Here is a 17,922-nt window from a genome sequence, read left to right on the forward strand (position 1 = left end):
AGGCGGCGCGGCGATCGTCTCGCCGCGCGCCTTCAGCAAGCGCCATGACCGCGACAACGACGCAACCGAGAGCTGCCTGGCCGCGTCAGGTGCATCGCGTGATCGCCATGATCGACGATGCGCTCAACCGCCAGGTCAACGCCATCCTGCATCACCCCGAGTTCCAGGCAATGGAAGCGCGGTGGCGCGGGCTTGCGATGCTCATGCGCCACACCGGCCGATCGGACGAGGTGAAGGTCAAGATCCTCAGCGTCAGTTGGCCTCAGCTGACGCGCCATCTCGAGAGAACGACGGAATTCGATCAGAGCCATCTCTTCGAGCTGGTCTACAGCCGCGAGTTCGGCATGCCCGGTGGGGAGCCATTCGGCCTGTTGATCGGCGACTACGAGCTATCGCCGCAGGACCCGGCCGGCGGCGATACTGTGGGAGCACTGACCCAGATCGGCATGGCTGCGGCTGCCGCCTTCTGCCCGTTCGTCGCCGCCGCCGCGCCGCAGGCAATCGGCCTGCAGGATTTCGACGAGCTCAACCGCGTTCAGGATTTTTCCTGGCTCGCTTACGATCCCACCCGCATCCGCTGGAACGGACTTCGCGCACGTGAGGATTCCCGCTTCCTCGGACTGGTCGCCCCGCGAATCCTGATGCGCGCGCCCTATGAGGCGTTTTTGCGTGAGCGCGACGATCAGTTTCCGTTCCGCGAACACATCGCAGCCGACGGCAGCACCTTGCTTTGGGGCAATGGCGCCTTCGCTTTCGCGATGATCGTCCTCCGCAATTTTATCGAAACCGGCTGGTTTGCGGATATTCGCGGTGTGACGCAGGATGCCATTGACGGCGGCATGCTGAGTGCGGAGGAGCTCGCCCCCTATGATCTCGGCATCGAAAGCAACGGCCTTTCGCAGCAGGCTCCCGTCCAGATACGCCTGACGAGCGGACAGGAGCAGCAGCTGTGCGAGCTGGGCATCGTGCCTGTGGCGACCACTTACCTCTCCTCTTCAGCGATCTTCAATTCGAACCAGTCGCTGCACGCGCCGCCGCATTATTCGAGCGAGCATGCGCGCCAGAACGCCCGCATTGCCGCGATGCTGCAATATGTGCTCTGCGCCTCGCGCTTCTCGCACTACCTCAAGGTCATCATGCGTGACGACATCGGCAAACTGGCCGATAGCGCTTCGATCGAACGCAAGCTGAACGATTGGCTATCGACCTACACGCTCGGCAATGACGACGCCGACCTATCGCTGCGCACGCGTTTTCCCCTGCGCTCGGCCGGCATCAGCGTTAACGAAATTCCGGGCAAGCCCGGCATGTTCGCCTGCACGGTGCGGCTGCAGCCGCATTTTCAGCTCGACGACGTGTCGACGAGTTTTCATCTCATCGCGGAGACTGCGAATGCGACGCAAGCGTTTGCCCGCTCCGCGAACACGCAGCAAAGGATGTCTGCATGACGCTCTCCGCCAAGATCGCCGAATCTCTCAGCGAAAACACACTCTATGACGCGATCGAGCAGGCAAAAGCGCATGTCAAAGCTCAACCGACGGACAGGGACGGAAGACATATTCTGATCGATCTTCTGATTCTTGCCGGCGATTACGCACGCGCCGACGCGCAGTGCAATCTCGCCACGACATTCGCGCCGGAAGACGTGATGGGCTTTGCCATGCTGCGCAATCAATTGCGAGCAATGGCAGCACGCTCCGCCTGGTTCGACGAAGCAGCCACCCCGGACTTTCCGAACGGCCCGACGGCTCTCGACCAGGCAGCGATGAAGCTGGCGATCGCCCATCGCGACCGGTCCGATACGGCCGCCGCGCTTCAGTTTCTTGAGAAGATCAGAGGCGAACGATCGATGATGTGGAACGGTAGGCTCGTTTCGGATTTTCGTGATCTCGATGATCGCATCCCGCATGCTCTCGAGGTCATCATGACCGGCGGCGCCTATCTGTGGATCGACTTTTCCCGGATCGCCGCCCTGCGCGTCGAGCCGATCGCGCGTCCACGCGACCTTGCCTTTCGCAGAGCCGAACTCAAATTGGTAGACGGTGCAAGCGCGCCGGTGCTTCTGCCTGCGATCTATCACGGCACGACGGCTGCCGAACTCTTGCTCGGGCGCGAAACCGAATGGGTGGAGGAACCTACGGGTATTACGACCGGCCGCGGTCAGAAGTGCTTCCTGGCGGGTGACGATCTGGTTTCCTTCCACGACCTGAAATCGCTCGAGGTGGCATCAAGCTCAAACGAGACGAGGCGCTCCGCCCATGGCTGATCCGCTGGAACGTTACAGACCGCGGGAAAGGATCGTTGCCAGATCGATCATCGATCGGCTGATCGACGACAATCCCGATCGTCTGCAGGATCCGCCGCTGACACAGGCCGAGCAGCTGCGCGAACTGCGCGAATGCATTCGCCGCGACCTTGAGGCGCTGCTCAATACGCGCCGCCGCCCCACTGCGCCCCCGTCGATCTACAATGAATTGGGCGATGCGCTGGTATCTTTCGGTGTCGATGGAATGGTGTCGGCAAATCTTGTCACGGATGAAGCCAAATCTCGGCTCGCGCGGCTGATCGAGCGGCGCATAGCGCTATTCGAAACACGGCTTTCCGATGTGCGGGTGAGCATCCTCAAGAGCCGCGGCAACGGCGAACGTGCCTTGCGGCTGCGCATCCACGCGACCTTCCGCGTGCATGAGGGCATGCCGCCGATCAGCTTTGAATCGACGATCGATCCGGCTACCCAACGCTTCCTGGTGGAGGCCAACAATGGCTGACGGCTTCCTGCAGCGCTATAACGACGAGCTGGCGGCCATCCGCCGCAGGGCGGCGCGTTTTGCCGACGCCTTCCCGAAGATTGCCGGCCGTCTGCGCGTCACCGGCGAGGTTGCCGACGATCCGCATGTCGAGCGGCTGATCCAGAGCTTTGCCTATTCGGCCGCCCGCGTGCGCCAGAAGCTCGATGACGAATTTCCGGAACTGACGGATGGGCTCTTGGAAACGCTCTATCCGCACTATCTCGCACCGCTGCCCTCGATGAGCATCGTGCGCTTTGCGCCAAGCAACACTTTGGCATCCGTCCAGACAGTGCCGCGTCATACGGAAATCTTCGCAGAGCCGATCGGCGGCGAGAGCTGCCGCTTCCGTACCACGCAGGATACGCAGGTCGCGCCGATCGAGATCGTTTCGGCGTCTCTCAGCGGCCATCCGATCAGTGCGCCGCCATCGCCTCATGCGGGTGCGGCCGGTTGTCTGCGCCTGTCGATCCGGGCACGCGATACCAACAAGCCGTTCGGCGAGATCGGCCTCGATCGGCTACGGCTTCATATCGCCTCCTCCTGGCAGCAGGCCGTCGCCATTCAGGAACTGCTTGTCAATCATACGCTCGGCATCGCGCTTGCCCATCATGCCGACGATCGCGCCCCGATCATGCTGCCGAACACGGCGCTGCGTGCGGTCGGTTTCGAGCCGGACGAGGCGCTCCTGCCCTATCCCAGCTCAAGCTTCACCGGTTATCGCCTGCTGACGGAATTCTTCGCCTTGCCGCAGAAATTCCTCTTCATCGATATTGCCGGCCTGAAGGCATGGCGTGGCGAGACGCTGGAAATCTTCATCTATCTCGACGAGACCAATGCCAAGTTGGAGCGAACCATGTCGCCCCGCGATTTCGTCCTGAATGCCACCCCGATCGTCAACCTGTTTCGCCAGAACTGCGAACCGATCGCGCTCGACGGCACGCGCACGGAGTATCGCGTGCTGCCGGACGCCAGACGGCAGAAGACGCGCGAGATCTATGCGATCGAAAACGTGCTTGTGTCGGACCGGACGGGAGACGAGGAGCTGTGCCAGCCCTTCTTCGGCCGCAGCCTGAAGGGCGCAGCCTCCACGCTCTTTTGGCAATCCGCGCGCCGTTTCGATGCCGACGACCGCACCTGCGATATGGAAATCACCTTCGTCGATCGCGCCCGCCGGGCAAGCGGTTCCATCGACAAGATCGCCAGCATCGACGCGCTGTGCCTCAATCGGGAATTGCCGGAACAGCTGCCCTTTGGCGGCGGTCACCCCTATTTGCAGCTGGCCTCGGGCAGCGAGGCCGTCGGCTCGGTCGAAGCGTTGATGGCCCCTACTCCGTCCGTGCGAATGAACGAGCAGCAGGGGCGCAACTGGCGGCTCATGTCGCATCTTCAGCTCAATCACCTCTCCCTTTTCGACAATGATGGAGCCGCGCTCAAAGACATTCTCGCGCTTTACGCCTTTCGAGACAGCCGCGAAACCCAGCAGCTTGCCGATGCTATCGTGCGGGTTAACGCCAAAAGCTCGATGACACGGCTCGGCGGTGGCGGGATGGTGACAGGCACGGATATCTTGGTGGAATTTGATCCGGCCGCCATCGACCGGCCTTCCGCCTATCTCTTCGGCAGCGTCCTCGACCGGTTCTTCGGACTTTACACCTCGATCAACAGTTTCACCCGCCTCTCCATCGCCATGAAGGGGCAATCGAAGCCTATCGCCGTCTGGCCGGCCCGCGCCGCCGAACGGCCGCTATTGTGACGAAGGGGTGATCGAAACCGATGGATCAGTTCCAGCCAAATGATAGCGAAATGCTTGCTGCGCTTCTCGAACGCGACCCCGGTCGCTTCGAGCCGTCGACGGCATTTCGCGTTGCCCAGCACGCGGCTGGCGATCATTTGACGGTGTCTTCACCCGTCGGCGTTTTGCCCGCCCCCCTCGCTGTCAGCGGTTTCAAGAGGAAGGGTGTCGCGAGTTCGATCAAGGCCAGCATGGCCGGTCTGCTCGGGCCACTTGGCGCCATGCCGCCAAGCTATAATGAGCTTGTCATGCGTGAGGAGCGCAATCGGGCGCACGGACTTTCAAGCTTTTTCGATCTCTTCACGAGCCGCCTTGCCGAGCTTTTTGTCGATGCCTGCGAGAAGTATCGCCTTGCCCGGCTGTTGCGATGGAGCCCTGACAGGAACGGCAATGCCTTCATCAAGACGCTGTTCTCGCTGACGGGTTTCGGTACGGCACGGCTGAGGGAGCAGGTTCGCCCCGAGGACGAGCTGATCCTTCGGTTTTCCGGTTTCTTTGCGGCGCGGAATCGCAATGCGGTCAGCCTGCAGGCCATGCTGCAGGAGTTCAGCGGCCTGCCGGTCGCGATCGAATTGTTCAAAGGCAGATGGCTTTCCATTCCCGAGAACGAGCGCAGCCGCATGGGGCAGCCGCAGGGCGTGCAGCTTGGCGTCAATTCGACGGCGGGTGCGACGATCCATGATTTCGGCGGCAGCTTCCGCGTTGTCATCGGGCCTGTCGGTTATGAGGACTACCGGTCTCTCTCGCCGGGCCGCGCCAATATAGACGCGCTGTTTGCACTGACGCGCCTCTACGTCGATCCGTCGCTCGATTTCGACATACAGGTGATCCTGAAGAAGGAACATATCCCATTCTGCCAGCTCGGCGAAAGCAGCGATGCGCCGAGGCTCGGATGGAATAGCTGGGCACGCGTTGCCGCGGCGGATCGCGACAGTGGCGATGCCATCATCGCCGAACCACGCAAGGGGCAGCGCCAATCCGATCAGGGAGGCCTCCATGCGGCTTGAACTGCGGCAAACATCAGGGGAAGGTTCCAGCAAAGGATGGTTTTTCGAGCGCGGCAAGCGCACGCTCGGGCGCTCGCCGGATTGCGACTGGCAGGTTACCGATCAGCAGCGGTCGATCTCTAAGGTTCATTGCGTGATCGAACGCGATCGTGCCGGCTTCCTCCTGCGCGACCAAAGCGCCAACGGGACCCGTGTGGACGGGACGATCATTCTAGAAGGCGAGACGGCAAGGCTTGCGGACAGGTCCAGGATCGCATTCGGGAATATCGCCTTCAACGTCGTCATCACCGGGGAAGCCGATCGCGATATCGACGACCCGGCGGCAGACCTGCGTCTCAGCGACGAGACCGTGACGATCTCGTCAATCCTGGCCGACATCGCGCCCGGCGGCAGCACGGCAACAGGCGTACTCGGCGAGCGCAGCGGCGACGACTGGATCGCAGCACTGCCGCAATCGTCGAACAAGGGCAAATCGTCCAGCAGGAACGTCGATATCGGCTGGAACGGGCCACCCGATATCAACGGCATCAAGCCGGTGCTGCCGAACGACTGGAACTCGGATTTCGAGCTCGGCAGCCAGCTGGAACATGGCGCGGCAACCCATGTCTCCGTCGCCGTTGCCCGCAATTTTGGATCGGAGGCGGCCGAGACTGCCAAAGCGATCGTCCCGGCCAACGATATGCGTGCCGCCGATGATACGGATCAAGGCGCGGACGATACGAGTTTTGGGCTGCAGTTCGATCCGCTGCGGCAGCTCGAAGTGCTCGTCTCGACCTTGGAGCAAACGCTCGATGACGGAGCCTCCATCTTCGGAATTGAAGACAGCCGGGCTCATACGTCCGCTTCACTGTTCAGCCGCGAACGGACGGAGCAGCTTGCCGATCGTCTTCGGCTGCTGATTTCCAGGCAATCCGCGCTTAACGCCGGCCTCGAAAACCTCGTCAGCGAGGCCAACCGGATGTTCGAACCGCGCATGATCGAAGCACATGTCGATGCCTCCAACCGCAAACTTTTTTGGCGCGGCAACGGTGATTACTGGCAGGCCTACCGCGAGCGATTCGAAAAGGACGGCAAAAGCATTTCGGTCCGCGATCTCCTGGCCGAGGCCTTCCGAGTCTCCGTCGATGACCGCGGCGAAGACGATACCACCTGTTTGGCAGAGAGGACGGGCAACACCCGATGAAGAACGAAAATCGCGTGGCTTGGAGCGAGGGCATGTTCCTTCGCGTGCAGCACTTCCAGCAGGCCGACCGCTGGACGGAGCGGCTAGTGCGCACGACGGCGCGGGGACTTGCGCCCTATCCTTGGGGCATTGCGGAGATCGGCATCGATCGCAGTGCGCTGGCGATCGGCCAATTTGCTTTGTCGAACCTGCGCGGCATCCTGCCCGATGGCACGCCGTTCGAAGCGCCGATCGACGCCGATCTGCCTCCGCCGCTTGAACTTGACGATTCCACGATGAATGCCATCGTCTATCTGGCTCTGCCGGCGCGCCAGCCCGGCAGAGCCGACGTCGCCATGAACGGCAGCGCGATGCGCAACAGCGTGCGCATCACCGCCTCGCAGTATGAGGCGCCGGATGCGAATATTGAGACCGACTTCATGGCGCCGATCGACGTCGGCCGCCTGAGCCTGCGTTACATGAAGACCGGCGACGAGCTCGCCGGTTACGACCTGATCGGCCTTGCCCGTATCATCGAGGTTCGCTCGGACCGGTCGGTCATTCTCGATCCGGATTATATCGCCCCTTCGCTGAATTGTTCGGCCCAAGCACGGCTGACCGAACTCGTCACCGAGTTGCTCGGTATCGTCCGCCACCGCGCCGAAGCGATCGCCGAACGCATCGGCGATCCGACGGTACGTGGGACCGCAGAGGTCGGCGATTATTTTCTGCTGCATATCCTCAATCGCGCCGATCCGATGCTGCGCCATATCGCGGCAAACGCATCGCGGATGCACCCGATAACCTTTTACGAGGAATGCATCCAGCTTGCGGGCGAACTTGCCACGTTCACGACCGACCGCAAGCGCGCCAGCGATTTCCCGCCCTACCGCCACGATGATCTCAAGGCGACGTTTGCTTTTGTTTTCAACGATCTGCGTGCGTCTCTTTCCGCAGTTCTCGAACAGGCAGCGGTTGCGATCGAACTCATCGAACGGCGTCACGACGTGCGCGTCGGCACCATCAACGACCGGTCGCTTCTCAAGGATGCCGGCTTCGTGCTGGCCGTTCGCGCCGAAATGTCAGCCGAGGATGTCAGGCGCAAACTGCCAGCTCAGATCAAGGTCGGGCCTGTGGAGCGGATAGCCGAGCTCGTCAACGTGGCGCTGCCGGGTATTCCCGTCCGCCCCCTCCCCGTGCTGCCGCGGCAGCTGCCCTACCGGTCGGGCACGATCTATTTCGAACTCGATACGAAAAATCCGCTTTGGAAACAGCTCGATACCTCCGGCGCGATCGCGCTGCATCTTGCGGGCGACTTCCCCGGCCTGGAGATGGAACTGTGGGCTCTTAGAGAATGAACACACCGCGCTCAACACCCTGGCACGAGCTGCCGACCATCATCGAGCTGACCAAGGACGGTGCACGCAAGAACGACGTTGCCCGCAAGATGGCCGATTTTCTCGATGAGGAGCTGGACCGCCAGCCGGCCAACATGACTGGCGATGAAAATGGCGGCTGGTCCGTCGATGCGCTGGTGCGCGATTTTCGCTTCGGCGGCGATGACGTTCCGACCCTCGTGCGCTCGGCAGCGCCATTGCTCAATCTCGCGCACGGCCTGCGCAACACGGAAGAACAGCCCGACATTGCCGAACTCAGGCGGGTGACGGTCGATGCGGTCGGACGCTACGAGCGCGACCTTGCAAGTGCGCGCATCAGCCCGGAACGGGCGCGCGCGGCGCACTATGTCATGTGCGCGACCATCGACGACGTGGTTTTGAGCAAGCCTTGGGGCGTGCGCGCCGGCTGGGCGCGGTCCGGTCTCGTCTCGACCTTCCACATGGACGTGACCGGCGGTGATCGCGTCTTCGATCTTCTTGATCATTTCCAGCAGAGCCCCGGCACCAACAAGGACCTGCTGCTTCTCATCTATCTCTGCCTGTCGCTCGCCTTCGAGGGCCGTACGCGCGTTTCGCCGCGCGGATCGCTGGAACTCGGGCGCATCCGCGACAGCCTCTATAAGACGCTTCTCGGTCAGTACGGCGTCTTCGAGCGCGAGCTGTCGCCGCATTGGCGCGGTGTTTCGGCACGCCATAAGCCGTTGCGCACGGCCGTAGCACTTTGGACGATCCTTTCCGTGCTCGCGCTTTTGTTTGCGTTCGGCTACATGTTCTTCACGCTTTCGCTCAACCGTGCCTCCGACGCGACCTTCGAGCGCCTGGCCAACCTGCCACCACGCGACACGCCAAGCATCCTGATCGACAAGCCGAAGGAGGTCGTCGCGCAGACGCCTCCGCCCGCAAAGAGGCTACCCGAGGCACCGCCGCCGGCCGTCAAGCCGCAGCCGACGCCGCTCGACAACCTGCTCGCCTTTCTGCAGCCGGAAGTCGATCGGAAGCTGGTCACGCTTTCCAACTCCAATGGACGATTGCTGGTCCGCATCAACAATTCCGGTCTGTTCGAAACGGGCAGCGCCGAGGTCAGCGGTAAATTCCGCGATCTCCTCCAGCGCATCGGCGGCGCGCTGGCTTCGGAAAAATTCCGCGCCGTCGTCGTCGGCTATACCGACAACGTGCCAATCCGCACCGCGCAGTTTCCGTCGAACTGGCATCTTTCCGAGGCTCGCGCCCGGGCGGTCGGTGACATTCTCGGCGCCTATACCGGCAAGGATGCCATCCTGACCGAGGGCCGCGCCGACAGCGATCCCCTGGCAAGCAACGACACGCCGGAGGGCCGCGAAGCCAATCGGAGAACCGAAATCCTGGTGCTGACAGATCCGAGTCAACGCCTTGGCGACGCCGCCCTCAATCCACAGGCAACGCCGCAAATTGAAACCGGGAATACGGCGCCTTCAACGACGGCGGGGGATGTACGATGAATCCGCTCGGCGCGTTTTACACGCTTCGCTCCTACGTCTCGGCTTATGCCGGTCTGCTCGGGCAGCGGTTCATATCGCTGATCTGGGTTGCAGCAATCTGCGTCGTCATCTGGTTCTACGGCTCGATGGCCGGCTATAGCAGTTTCAAGCCGCTGTCGAGCGCCACCGCACGGATGATCGCGATCGGCGTGATCATAGCGGGCTGGCTGATCTACATGCTGATCTCGACGCTGCGCGCCCGCAAACGCGACAAGGCACTTGTGGAGGGTATTGCCGACGATGCCGCCAGCCAGCAGGCGGAAGTCGGCGAAATCCATGGCCGCTTGAAAGAAGCGCTGCTGCTTCTGCGCCGTATCAGCAAGAAGCGCTTCGGTTACATCTACGAGCTGCCCTGGTATGTCATCTTCGGCGCACCGGGATCGGGAAAGACGACTGCGCTCACCAATTCCGGACTGAAGTTCCCGCTTGGCGATGCGATGGGAAGCAACTCCGTGCAGGGTGCCGGCGGCACGCGCAACTGCAATTGGTGGTTCGCCGAAGAAGCGATCCTGATCGACACCGCCGGTCGGTATACCACACAGGATGATTTGAACGGTGCATCCAAGGCCGGATGGGAAGGCTTTCTCGGGCTGTTGCGCAAGTATCGCCGCTCGCAGCCGATCAACGGCGCGCTTGTCACGTTCTCGATCGGCGATCTTCTTAGCCGTGATCACGAGGAGCAGCTCGAAGAAGTGCGTTCCATTCGCAAGCGCCTATCGGAGCTCGACGAGTACCTGCATGCGCGCGTGCCGGTCTATGTCGTCCTGACGAAGGCCGATCTTTTGACCGGCTTTGTCGAGTTCTTCGATGGTCTTGCCAAAACGGACCGCGAGCAGGTCTGGGGCACGACCTTCAATCTCGATGAGAGTTACAAAGGCCAGAACCTGCCCGAGCGTTTCATGGAGGAATTCGCGCTATTGCAGCAGCGCGTCGATGCCATGCTGATCGAGCGCCTGCAGCAGGAGCCGAACGTCGAAGTCCGCGGCCGCATTTTCCGCTTTCCCGCGGAGCTTGCCTCATTGGGCGAGCGCCTGCAGGAGCTGCTGGCCGAGCTTTGCTCCTCCTCCAATCTGGTGGAATCTCCGCTGGTTCGCGGCGTCTATTTCGCTTCCGGCACGCAAAGCCGCAAGACGGATACGCCACGCACGCGCCGAAGCTATTTCCTGTCGCGTCTCTTCAAGGACGTGATCTTCGGCGAGGCGTCGCTGGTTGCCCGTGACAGGCGCCTGTCGGGCCGGCAGACCATGATCAGGCGAATTGCTTACGGCGCTGCAGCGATCGCGCTTGCAATCGTCTTTACCGGCTGGACGGCGGCCTATTTTCAGAATTCGCGCGCGATCGCCGCGGCCGAACGGCGCATCGACAATTACGAGAAGCTGGCAAATGGCATTCAGGTGCGCGACGTCACCGATGCGGATTTTCTGCGGATCCTTCCGGCGCTCGACAATCTGCGCGCAGTGACCGGCAGCTTCGACGAGGCACGGGTCTGGCCGACGAGTTTTGGCCTCGACCAGGAAGACAAGATCGCCAGCCGTCAGCGCGGCGCCTATCAGCGTGCGTTGAACGCGCTTCTTTTGCCACGCATGCTGGTGGAGCTTCAAAAGGAGCTCAAGCAGACATCGGATGTCCAACAGACTTTCGATACATTGAAGCTCTACGGCATGCTCGGGGGTGTGGGGCCGATCGACAAGGATTTCGTCTCGCAGCAGTCGGAGGACATGTTTGCGGCACTTTATCCTGGCGAAGGACGATCCGCGGCGCGCAAGGCACTGGTTGGCCATGTCGGGGCGATGACTGCGGGCAGTCTGCCGCCGATCGAGCTGGACAATAGCCTGATCGCCAAGGCGCGGGAGACGATCCATGCGCAAGGTCTTGCAGCGCGAGCCTATGATATTCTCATTCATTCCCGTCAGGCCCGCCAGCTCGATGCCTGGCTTCCCGCCGATGCGTTGGGGCCGTTGGGCGCCCAGATCTTCCAGCGTAAATCCAAGGCGACGCTGCGCGATGGAATTCCGGGAATTTTCACCGGCAAAGGCTACCGCGACGTGGTGTTGCCGATGGTCGCGGACGCGGCCTCGGAAGCGCTTAGGGAGCAATGGGTTCGCGGCGACAACGGCCCGGCTCTTTCGGAAATGACCACGGACGCAATTTCGCAAGCCGCGCTCCAGCTCTATTTCGATGCATTCCAGCAGCGATGGTCTTCGTTGCTTGCCGATCTCCAGGTACGTCCGTCGAGCAACCTTGCCGATGCGACCGAGACGGCGCGCATTCTGGCGGCCAATCCGAGCCCTGTCGAAATGGTGCTGAAATCAATTGCCAGCGCCACCGACTTGCGCCCGGCAGCAGGTGCCGAAGTCGCCTCGCTTGTTGATGTTCCAGATGCAGCACTGACTGCGGCGGCCACAAGCGCAGTCAGCGCACTCGATCCCTACGGACCGCTGCGGGCGGCACTTGAGGCAAATTCCGCCAATTCGCAACCGGCTTCCCAGAGCGGAAAGACCGACGGCAGCAGCGACAAGCCGCGCTCGCAAATCCAGGCTCTCCAGCCGATCCTGCAGAACATTTACGGCCAGCTGTCGCGCGCTGCGAACTCGACGGCAGAGGTCGCGCGTGTCTTCGATGCCGGTGGTCAGCTCGCCAATGCCAATCAGGATTTGGTCCAGCAGGCACGCGGGCTGCCGGCGCCTGCCGATGCCTGGATGGTTGCGGTTGCGGCCGATATTGGCTCGCTTGCAGTCAAGACCGCCCGCGGCCGCATCAATGATCTTTGGGCTGCCGAAGGTGCCGATCTTTGCGCCCGCATCGTCACCGGTCGCTACCCCTTCGACCGAAAATCGGGCCAGGATATCGCCATGGCGGATTTCGTCCGGTTGTTCGGACCGCAGGGCCTGTTCCAGTCCTTCTTCAAGAACCGTTTGGAAGCATTTGTCGACACGAGCGCCCAACCCTGGGGCTGGCGCGGCACCTTCGGAGGCGACAGCATTCCAAGCCAGGCAATCGCTCAGTTCGAAAACGCCAGCAAGATCGAGCACGCTTTCTTTCCCGCAGGCAGTGAGAAGCCTGCGATCTCCATCAATGTGAAGCCCGTGTCGCTGTCGGATTCGGCCAATGCCGTGATGGTTGATATCGTCGGCGAGCATGTTCTTTATAATCACGGCCAGATAGTGCCAAAATCCATCGCGTGGCCGGCGGCTGGCACGGAAAATCAATCCAAAGTCAGATTTTTTCCCGGGGGTTTGCAGCCGGCCATCACACAGAGCGGAGACTGGTCACCGTTCCGCCTGTTCGATGCCGCCCAGGTGACTGTTCAGGCTCCCGATCTCTTCCGGGCGAGATTTGAAGACAAGGGTCAAGTGGCGGAATTCGACGTGCAGTTCGGTTCGGTGCTCAATCCTTTCCGGCTACAGGCATTGTCCGATTTCAGTTGCCCGGCGCAATTTTGACGGTCGGCCTATGAACGAACCGCTCGCCCGCACCCAATCACCGTTGCAAGCCGACGCGATCGGCTTTTTCGGGAAATTGCCGACCCATGGCGATTTCGTTTCCTCGGCAATTGGCCTGCGTCTGCAAAGTGAACTCGATCGATGGGTCCGCAGCGGCCTGATCGCACTCGAAGGAGCATTGGGATCGGATTGGCGCCGGCTGTTTCACTCGGCTGCGGCCTGGCGTTTCGCCGTGGACAAGGGCGTCTGGGCGCCCTCGGCCATTGCCGGCGTTCTCCTGCCCAGCCGCGATCGCGTCGGTCGAAGTTTCCCTTTGATCATAGCTGCCCAGCTGCAGCGCTTCTCGGGCCAATTGCGCGATCTGTGCGAAGATGACAGCTGGTTTACCGCTGCAGAAGCACTGGCGGAGACCTCCGACAAGGCCGATTTCGAGATGCAGCGTTTCGTCGAAGGCGTCAAGAGACTTCGCCCGCCCTTCATCGACAAACAATCGGGTGCGTTGCAGCCGGCAACGAAAGGCAGCGACGCACCACCGGCATCGCTCTGGTGGCGCATCAGCCCCGGCAGCCGCCACGGCAAGGGGTTCCGCACAATGGCGGCCCCCACAGCGCAGGATTTCGTCAAGCTCATTACCGCGGAAGTGCCAATGTTGCCGGCAGCTGCCGCGCCGCCGGAGCGAGCCATTGTACCTGCGCCGACCGAAACGCCGCCAATGACAGCGGCAATGCGGTCGGAATTTACGATAGCGCACAGCCACGCCAGCCACGCCGGAACGCGCCTTTCATTGAATGCCGATGCGCTTCTTGTGGGCGCCGCACCCTATATCTTCGCAATTGCCGATGGCGTCGGCGATGGTATCGCGGCCATTGAAGCAGCGCGGATCACCACCGGAATCCTCGCCGGTATCCCGCCGCGTGACGCACTGCAGGCCCTGGCGCAGGATATCAAGAGCAAGCTCAGCCATGCCCATGCGATGCTGCGCGCCAAGGCCTCTACCGCGGAGCACGAGCCTCCCGTCGCCAGTATCGTCACGGCAGCGCTGGCAGACGGTGAGTTCACGGCCATATGGGCAGGAGATGCCCGATTCTATCTGCTGCGCGACGCAATGATGCGGCTACTGACCCGCGACCATGTCGACATCGGAATTCGGCGGACCCTCGGCCGAGGCCTGGGGCTCAAAGATCAGTTCGTATCGGAAGCTGTTGCCGATAAGCTCCAGCGCGGCGACCGCCTTCTGCTTGCCAGCGGCTCCCTTTCACGCACGTTGACAGATCGCGTCATTGCCGAGATCCTGATCGAGACGCCGCTGGAGCAGGCAGCCGAAGCACTGATCCAGGAAGCACTCATCGCCAATTGCCGCGAGAATGTCAGCGCCATCGTCGTCGGCGCAACATGAGCGCAAATCCGGGTAACGAGGATATGCGGAAGATTGCGGCAAGCTTTGCCGAATTGCTGCATCTTCTAACGCATGATGGCAAAGCCGAGCGGCCGACGGAGATCCGTAACCTTCTGGTCGATCGATTGCGTGATGCGCTGGACCGGCGCCTGCCGTCTTTGACAGAAAGCGAGCCGTCCTTCATCGCAAACACGTTTCTCGTCGAGGCGGTCGTGCACCGCAACGAGCGGACGGAAATCTGCCGTTTGCGCCATCGCGATCTCGGCACGATTCATGCCATGAAAACGATAGGTGCAGATCGTGCGAACGAGGCGGCTGCCAGAGCCATGCTCCTGCGCGAAGCAAATATCGGCATGATGCTTTCGGGCAGCAATCTTGCTGCCACGCAATGCGCCGTCCGACTGCCTGACGGGCGCCCGGCAATCATTATGGAATGGATCGAAGCCTCTTTGTCGCAGCGCTTGGCGGGAAGCCCGCTTTCATCGGCCGATGTCAAAGCAGGAGCGAAATCCATACTTGGCGGGCTGAGCGCGCTTCACCAGGCCGGCTATGTCCATGGCGATATGTCGCCGGCCAATATTCTGCTTAACGACGGCGACTTCAACCGGCTGAAGATCGCCGATTTCGGTACGGCTATAAAATGCGGGAGCCGATATTGGGAGCTCGACATTGCCAAGGCGGCAACGCCGGGTTTCGCCGCGCCGGAAATTTCTGCCGAGAGCGCCATGCAGTTTAGTGCCGATCTCTACTCAGCCGGCTGCGTGATAGACCTGCTTCTCAAGCATTGCGACGGAGCGGATGCATCAATCAGGCAGCTAAGAGCCGCCGCTCGGCACCTGGCGGATAGCAATCCTTCAAACAGACCGCCAAATGCGATGGCGGCCCTTGCCTTGATAGATTAGCTCCGGCACTGCTTCTCAGTTCGAAGACGAACTGCCGGGAAGCGGTGCGGCGGCCGTCGGAACGCTCTTCTGATAGACGGTCAACAGCTTGGCCGCATCGACCATATCCGCGTTGCTTGCGTAAATCGTGTCGCCATCCTGCATCTTGAACTGCTGCATGAGAACGAAGTTCGAGACTTCTTTCAGGTTGACGCTGTAAATGACGGGCTTGACCGAAGTAACGGCTGGCGTAGCCGGCGAATAGATCTTCTGGTTTCGGAAGACGTAGAAGTTGCGGGAATCCGCGCGATCGTCGAGCAGGCCGCCGGCGCGGGCAAGCGCTTGCGCCAACGTCGTCTGGCCCGGCTCCAGGGGAAACTCGCCAACGCTCTTGAAGGCGCCAAGCGCCGTGAAGGTCTGTGAGGTGCCGCTGACGAACAGCTGATCGCCGGGCACAAGCCGCACGTTCTGCTTATCATCCTGCAGAATGCGGCTCAGGGCCGCTGTCGCCCTTTGCGATCCGCGCGTCAGCGTGATCGTCGTGTTGGCGGGCGCAGACGATGCGCCGCCGGCAAGGGCAAGCACGTCGAGCACACGTTCCTTGCGCGCCGTCAGCGGGAAGCGGCCTGCGGAGCGAACCTTGCCATCGACCGTCACGGCGCTGGAGGGCTTGTCGACAACCGTCACCACGGCCTGGGGGTTGACCGAAGAGCCTTTAAGGGCGGTGACGATCTGCGATTGCAGACCTTCTGGGGTCGAATCGATCACACGCTGCTTGCCGACATAGGGCATGGTGACGAAACCACGCGAATCGACGGTGAAACGGCCGAGATTGAGCGACTTGCTCTGTGTGGCGGACAGCAATCCGTCTTCGCCGGTATCCAGCAAGATTACGTCGAATACATCGCCCGGGCGCAGACGCGCCTCCGAAAAACCACCTGAGTGAAGGCTTGCAAGCCCCTGATCGGTCGGTGAATAGGATGGCGCAACAACCTGCGCGCCCAACGGGGCCTGGGAGAGCGGCAGGACCGGAATCTTTCGCTGTGTGATCGGCATCGTTGCATTGCGAATATTGAGCGCGCTTGGTCCATCGGACGGCCTCGCACAAGCGCCGAGGACAACCAAGGGTAAAATCGCCGCCCATTTCCGCATTCCGGAATCTCCTTCGGATGTTTAGAAGCAAGGCAGAAATATCAACCACAAGGCGGGAGGCAATATGCGGATCTGATAAATAATGAATTATGACAGTCCGGTTGTTTACCATTGTGTCCAAATAGCAACCGATTGCCGTCCGCCTGGTCGCAGGGGGCGACTTCAAACAGGCATAGAATGCGGCTTTCCCACTGAAATTTCCGAGAAAATGCGAATCGCAGGCAACCGGTACGATAAGGAGTGTTGATAAAAATACGCCTACCCATTGCAGTTTGCGAGTGCCGTCCTAATTTCACCGTTACCTCCGCACAAGGGGGGCGCGCACAGCAATTCCTTCTTGAAAACTATCCACCAATGCGTGTTGTCATTGATAAATGCCCTCTCCCCCGGGGTAGCATCAGTATCATCAGATCGACCCAGAGATCTTTTCCAGCAATAAGAGGGATACAAAATCATGCTTACAAGGATAGCTTGCGCACTTGCGCTTGGGGTTCTTTCCAGCACTCCTGCATTGGCGGACGCCTGCTCTGATCATTACGAAAGCAGCGGCGTGCCGCTCGTCACGAGCATGACCTACAAGACCTGGATGGTTTTTCCAGCCATCAATCAGGGCGCCGCTTTTGACAAGATATCCCGAGCGGTTCTCGCCGAAGGCTTCGTCGATGTGAACGTCGAAAAGAAGCTTGGCACGCTGACCGCACAGCAGGAAACGAGTGGTTCCGGCAGGCCGCAAACCTTGCGCGTCGTCGTGCGCAAGAACGGCAAGGGCAGCCGCGTCGATGCCCTGTTCATGGTGCAACAGGGGCAAGTCGCGCCTGGTGTCGGCAAGAATCTTTGCCGCATCGTGAATGCGGTCGGCGAGTAAGCCCGGTTCGAGCTTTGCCAATCGTTTGCACGGCAGATCACAACCCTATCTATTGCCATGCCGAGGCTGTCTGGCAGTCTCGGACGGCATTTCGCCGAAGGACTGATGGTAAAGCGCCGCAAAGCGCCCCATATGCGAAAATCCCCAATCGCGCGCAATGTCGGCGACCGGCCTTGAACAGCCTAAATCCTTCAGCGCTTTTCGCACACCCTGCAGACGGATCGTCCGCAGGTAGGCAAGCGGTGTTGTGTTCCTGAACTGCTGAAAAGCGGCTTGCAACGACCGCACGCTCGCCCCGGCCTCGCGTGCGATATCAGCGATCCTGATCTCCGAGCCGGAATTGGCGTGCATATACTCCATTGCCCGCTTCAACTGTTTCGGTACTGCCGGCGAAGCCGGCCTTGCCAATTGCGCCGAATAATTGTGCGGGGTTGTTTCCAGCAAGGCAATCATCATCGCCTGCAGGAGACATTCGGTGTATGCAGCAGAGGATCTATCTGATTTCTCCGCAGCCAGATCCT

General features: G+C 61.1%; 14 protein-coding genes. 12 read left to right on the plus strand and 2 right to left on the minus strand.

Annotated features, from left to right (window positions below; genetic code table 11):
- The first annotated feature begins 44 nt into the window (after positions 1-44).
- From tssC to Q4Q11_RS17590, 11 genes are read left to right on the plus strand one after another with little or no spacing between them, the layout of a single operon-like run.
- A complete protein-coding gene (gene tssC / locus Q4Q11_RS17540) occupies positions 45-1,448 on the plus strand; it encodes a type VI secretion system contractile sheath large subunit (protein ID WP_498570298.1) in 1,404 nt (467 codons plus the stop codon).
- Entirely contained in the window at positions 1,445-2,266 is an 822-nt protein-coding gene (locus Q4Q11_RS17545; protein WP_498570299.1) for a type VI secretion system accessory protein TagJ, read from the plus strand. The genes tssC and Q4Q11_RS17545 overlap by 4 nt, the downstream gene beginning before the upstream one ends.
- Positions 2,259-2,768: a type VI secretion system baseplate subunit TssE gene (gene tssE / locus Q4Q11_RS17550; protein ID WP_112512086.1), complete on the plus strand. Its 510-nt coding sequence runs from the start codon at positions 2,259-2,261 to the stop codon at positions 2,766-2,768. The genes Q4Q11_RS17545 and tssE overlap by 8 nt, the downstream gene beginning before the upstream one ends.
- Entirely contained in the window at positions 2,761-4,542 is a 1,782-nt protein-coding gene (gene tssF, locus Q4Q11_RS17555; RefSeq protein ID WP_498570300.1) for a type VI secretion system baseplate subunit TssF, read from the plus strand. Before tssE ends, tssF begins: the two co-directional genes overlap by 8 nt.
- A gap of 20 nt (positions 4,543-4,562) precedes the next feature.
- Positions 4,563-5,588, plus strand: coding sequence for a type VI secretion system baseplate subunit TssG (gene tssG / locus Q4Q11_RS17560; protein ID WP_498570301.1), 1,026 nt, complete (start codon positions 4,563-4,565; stop codon positions 5,586-5,588).
- Entirely contained in the window at positions 5,578-6,771 is a 1,194-nt protein-coding gene (locus Q4Q11_RS17565; RefSeq protein ID WP_498570302.1) for a type VI secretion system-associated FHA domain protein, read from the plus strand. The genes tssG and Q4Q11_RS17565 overlap by 11 nt, the downstream gene beginning before the upstream one ends.
- Entirely contained in the window at positions 6,768-8,108 is a 1,341-nt protein-coding gene (gene tssK, locus Q4Q11_RS17570) for a type VI secretion system baseplate subunit TssK (protein WP_498570303.1), read from the plus strand. The genes Q4Q11_RS17565 and tssK overlap by 4 nt, the downstream gene beginning before the upstream one ends.
- Positions 8,105-9,625: a type VI secretion system protein TssL, long form gene (tssL, locus tag Q4Q11_RS17575; RefSeq protein ID WP_498570304.1), complete on the plus strand. Its 1,521-nt coding sequence runs from the start codon at positions 8,105-8,107 to the stop codon at positions 9,623-9,625. The genes tssK and tssL overlap by 4 nt, the downstream gene beginning before the upstream one ends.
- Positions 9,622-13,107 carry a type VI secretion system membrane subunit TssM gene (gene tssM, locus Q4Q11_RS17580; protein ID WP_498570305.1) on the plus strand — a complete coding sequence of 1,162 codons (3,486 nt, stop codon included), beginning with the start codon at positions 9,622-9,624 and terminating at the stop codon, positions 13,105-13,107. Before tssL ends, tssM begins: the two co-directional genes overlap by 4 nt.
- Before the next feature lie 10 nt (positions 13,108-13,117).
- The gene (tagF, locus tag Q4Q11_RS17585) at positions 13,118-14,503 is read left to right on the plus strand and encodes a type VI secretion system-associated protein TagF (RefSeq protein ID WP_498570306.1); all 1,386 of its coding nucleotides are present in this window, start codon (positions 13,118-13,120) and stop codon (positions 14,501-14,503) included.
- A 23-nt stretch (positions 14,504-14,526) separates the two neighbouring features.
- Positions 14,527-15,405 carry a protein kinase domain-containing protein gene (locus Q4Q11_RS17590; RefSeq protein ID WP_162701458.1) on the plus strand — a complete coding sequence of 293 codons (879 nt, stop codon included), beginning with the start codon at positions 14,527-14,529 and terminating at the stop codon, positions 15,403-15,405.
- Between the two features lie 15 nt (positions 15,406-15,420).
- Here the strand turns inward: Q4Q11_RS17590 and Q4Q11_RS17595 are convergent, their stop codons facing one another.
- A complete protein-coding gene (locus tag Q4Q11_RS17595) occupies positions 15,421-16,536 on the minus strand; it encodes a polysaccharide biosynthesis/export family protein (protein WP_498570307.1) in 1,116 nt (371 codons plus the stop codon).
- 454 nt (positions 16,537-16,990) lie between these two features.
- Between Q4Q11_RS17595 and Q4Q11_RS17600 the strand changes: the two genes are divergently transcribed.
- Positions 16,991-17,401, plus strand: a complete 411-nt coding sequence (locus Q4Q11_RS17600; RefSeq protein ID WP_112512062.1) for a hypothetical protein — start codon at positions 16,991-16,993, stop codon at positions 17,399-17,401.
- A gap of 45 nt (positions 17,402-17,446) precedes the next feature.
- On the opposite strand, the gene Q4Q11_RS17605 is transcribed toward Q4Q11_RS17600, so the two are convergent.
- A partial coding sequence (locus Q4Q11_RS17605) for a helix-turn-helix domain-containing protein (RefSeq protein WP_498570308.1) occupies positions 17,447-17,922 on the minus strand: 476 nt, incomplete at its 5' end.

Source organism: Rhizobium sp. UFLA01-1127, from assembly GCF_059803845.1.

What these genes read in the sequence shown, in the direction of transcription:
- tssK (WP_498570303.1), top strand. Translation starts at nt 6,768, where the DNA reads ATGAAGAACGAAAATCGCGTGGCTTGGAGCGAGGGCATGTTCCTTCGC.
- Q4Q11_RS17595 (WP_498570307.1), bottom strand. Translation starts at nt 16,536, where the DNA reads ATGCGGAAATGGGCGGCGATTTTACCCTTGGTTGTCCTCGGCGCTTGT.
- tssC (WP_498570298.1), top strand. Translation starts at nt 45, where the DNA reads ATGACCGCGACAACGACGCAACCGAGAGCTGCCTGGCCGCGTCAGGTG.
- tssF (WP_498570300.1), top strand. Translation starts at nt 2,761, where the DNA reads ATGGCTGACGGCTTCCTGCAGCGCTATAACGACGAGCTGGCGGCCATC.
- tssG (WP_498570301.1), top strand. Translation starts at nt 4,563, where the DNA reads ATGGATCAGTTCCAGCCAAATGATAGCGAAATGCTTGCTGCGCTTCTC.
- Q4Q11_RS17565 (WP_498570302.1), top strand. Translation starts at nt 5,578, where the DNA reads ATGCGGCTTGAACTGCGGCAAACATCAGGGGAAGGTTCCAGCAAAGGA.
- tssL (WP_498570304.1), top strand. Translation starts at nt 8,105, where the DNA reads ATGAACACACCGCGCTCAACACCCTGGCACGAGCTGCCGACCATCATC.
- tssE (WP_112512086.1), top strand. Translation starts at nt 2,259, where the DNA reads ATGGCTGATCCGCTGGAACGTTACAGACCGCGGGAAAGGATCGTTGCC.
- Q4Q11_RS17600 (WP_112512062.1), top strand. Translation starts at nt 16,991, where the DNA reads ATGCTTACAAGGATAGCTTGCGCACTTGCGCTTGGGGTTCTTTCCAGC.
- tssM (WP_498570305.1), top strand. Translation starts at nt 9,622, where the DNA reads ATGAATCCGCTCGGCGCGTTTTACACGCTTCGCTCCTACGTCTCGGCT.
- tagF (WP_498570306.1), top strand. Translation starts at nt 13,118, where the DNA reads ATGAACGAACCGCTCGCCCGCACCCAATCACCGTTGCAAGCCGACGCG.
- Q4Q11_RS17590 (WP_162701458.1), top strand. Translation starts at nt 14,527, where the DNA reads ATGCGGAAGATTGCGGCAAGCTTTGCCGAATTGCTGCATCTTCTAACG.
- Q4Q11_RS17545 (WP_498570299.1), top strand. Translation starts at nt 1,445, where the DNA reads ATGACGCTCTCCGCCAAGATCGCCGAATCTCTCAGCGAAAACACACTC.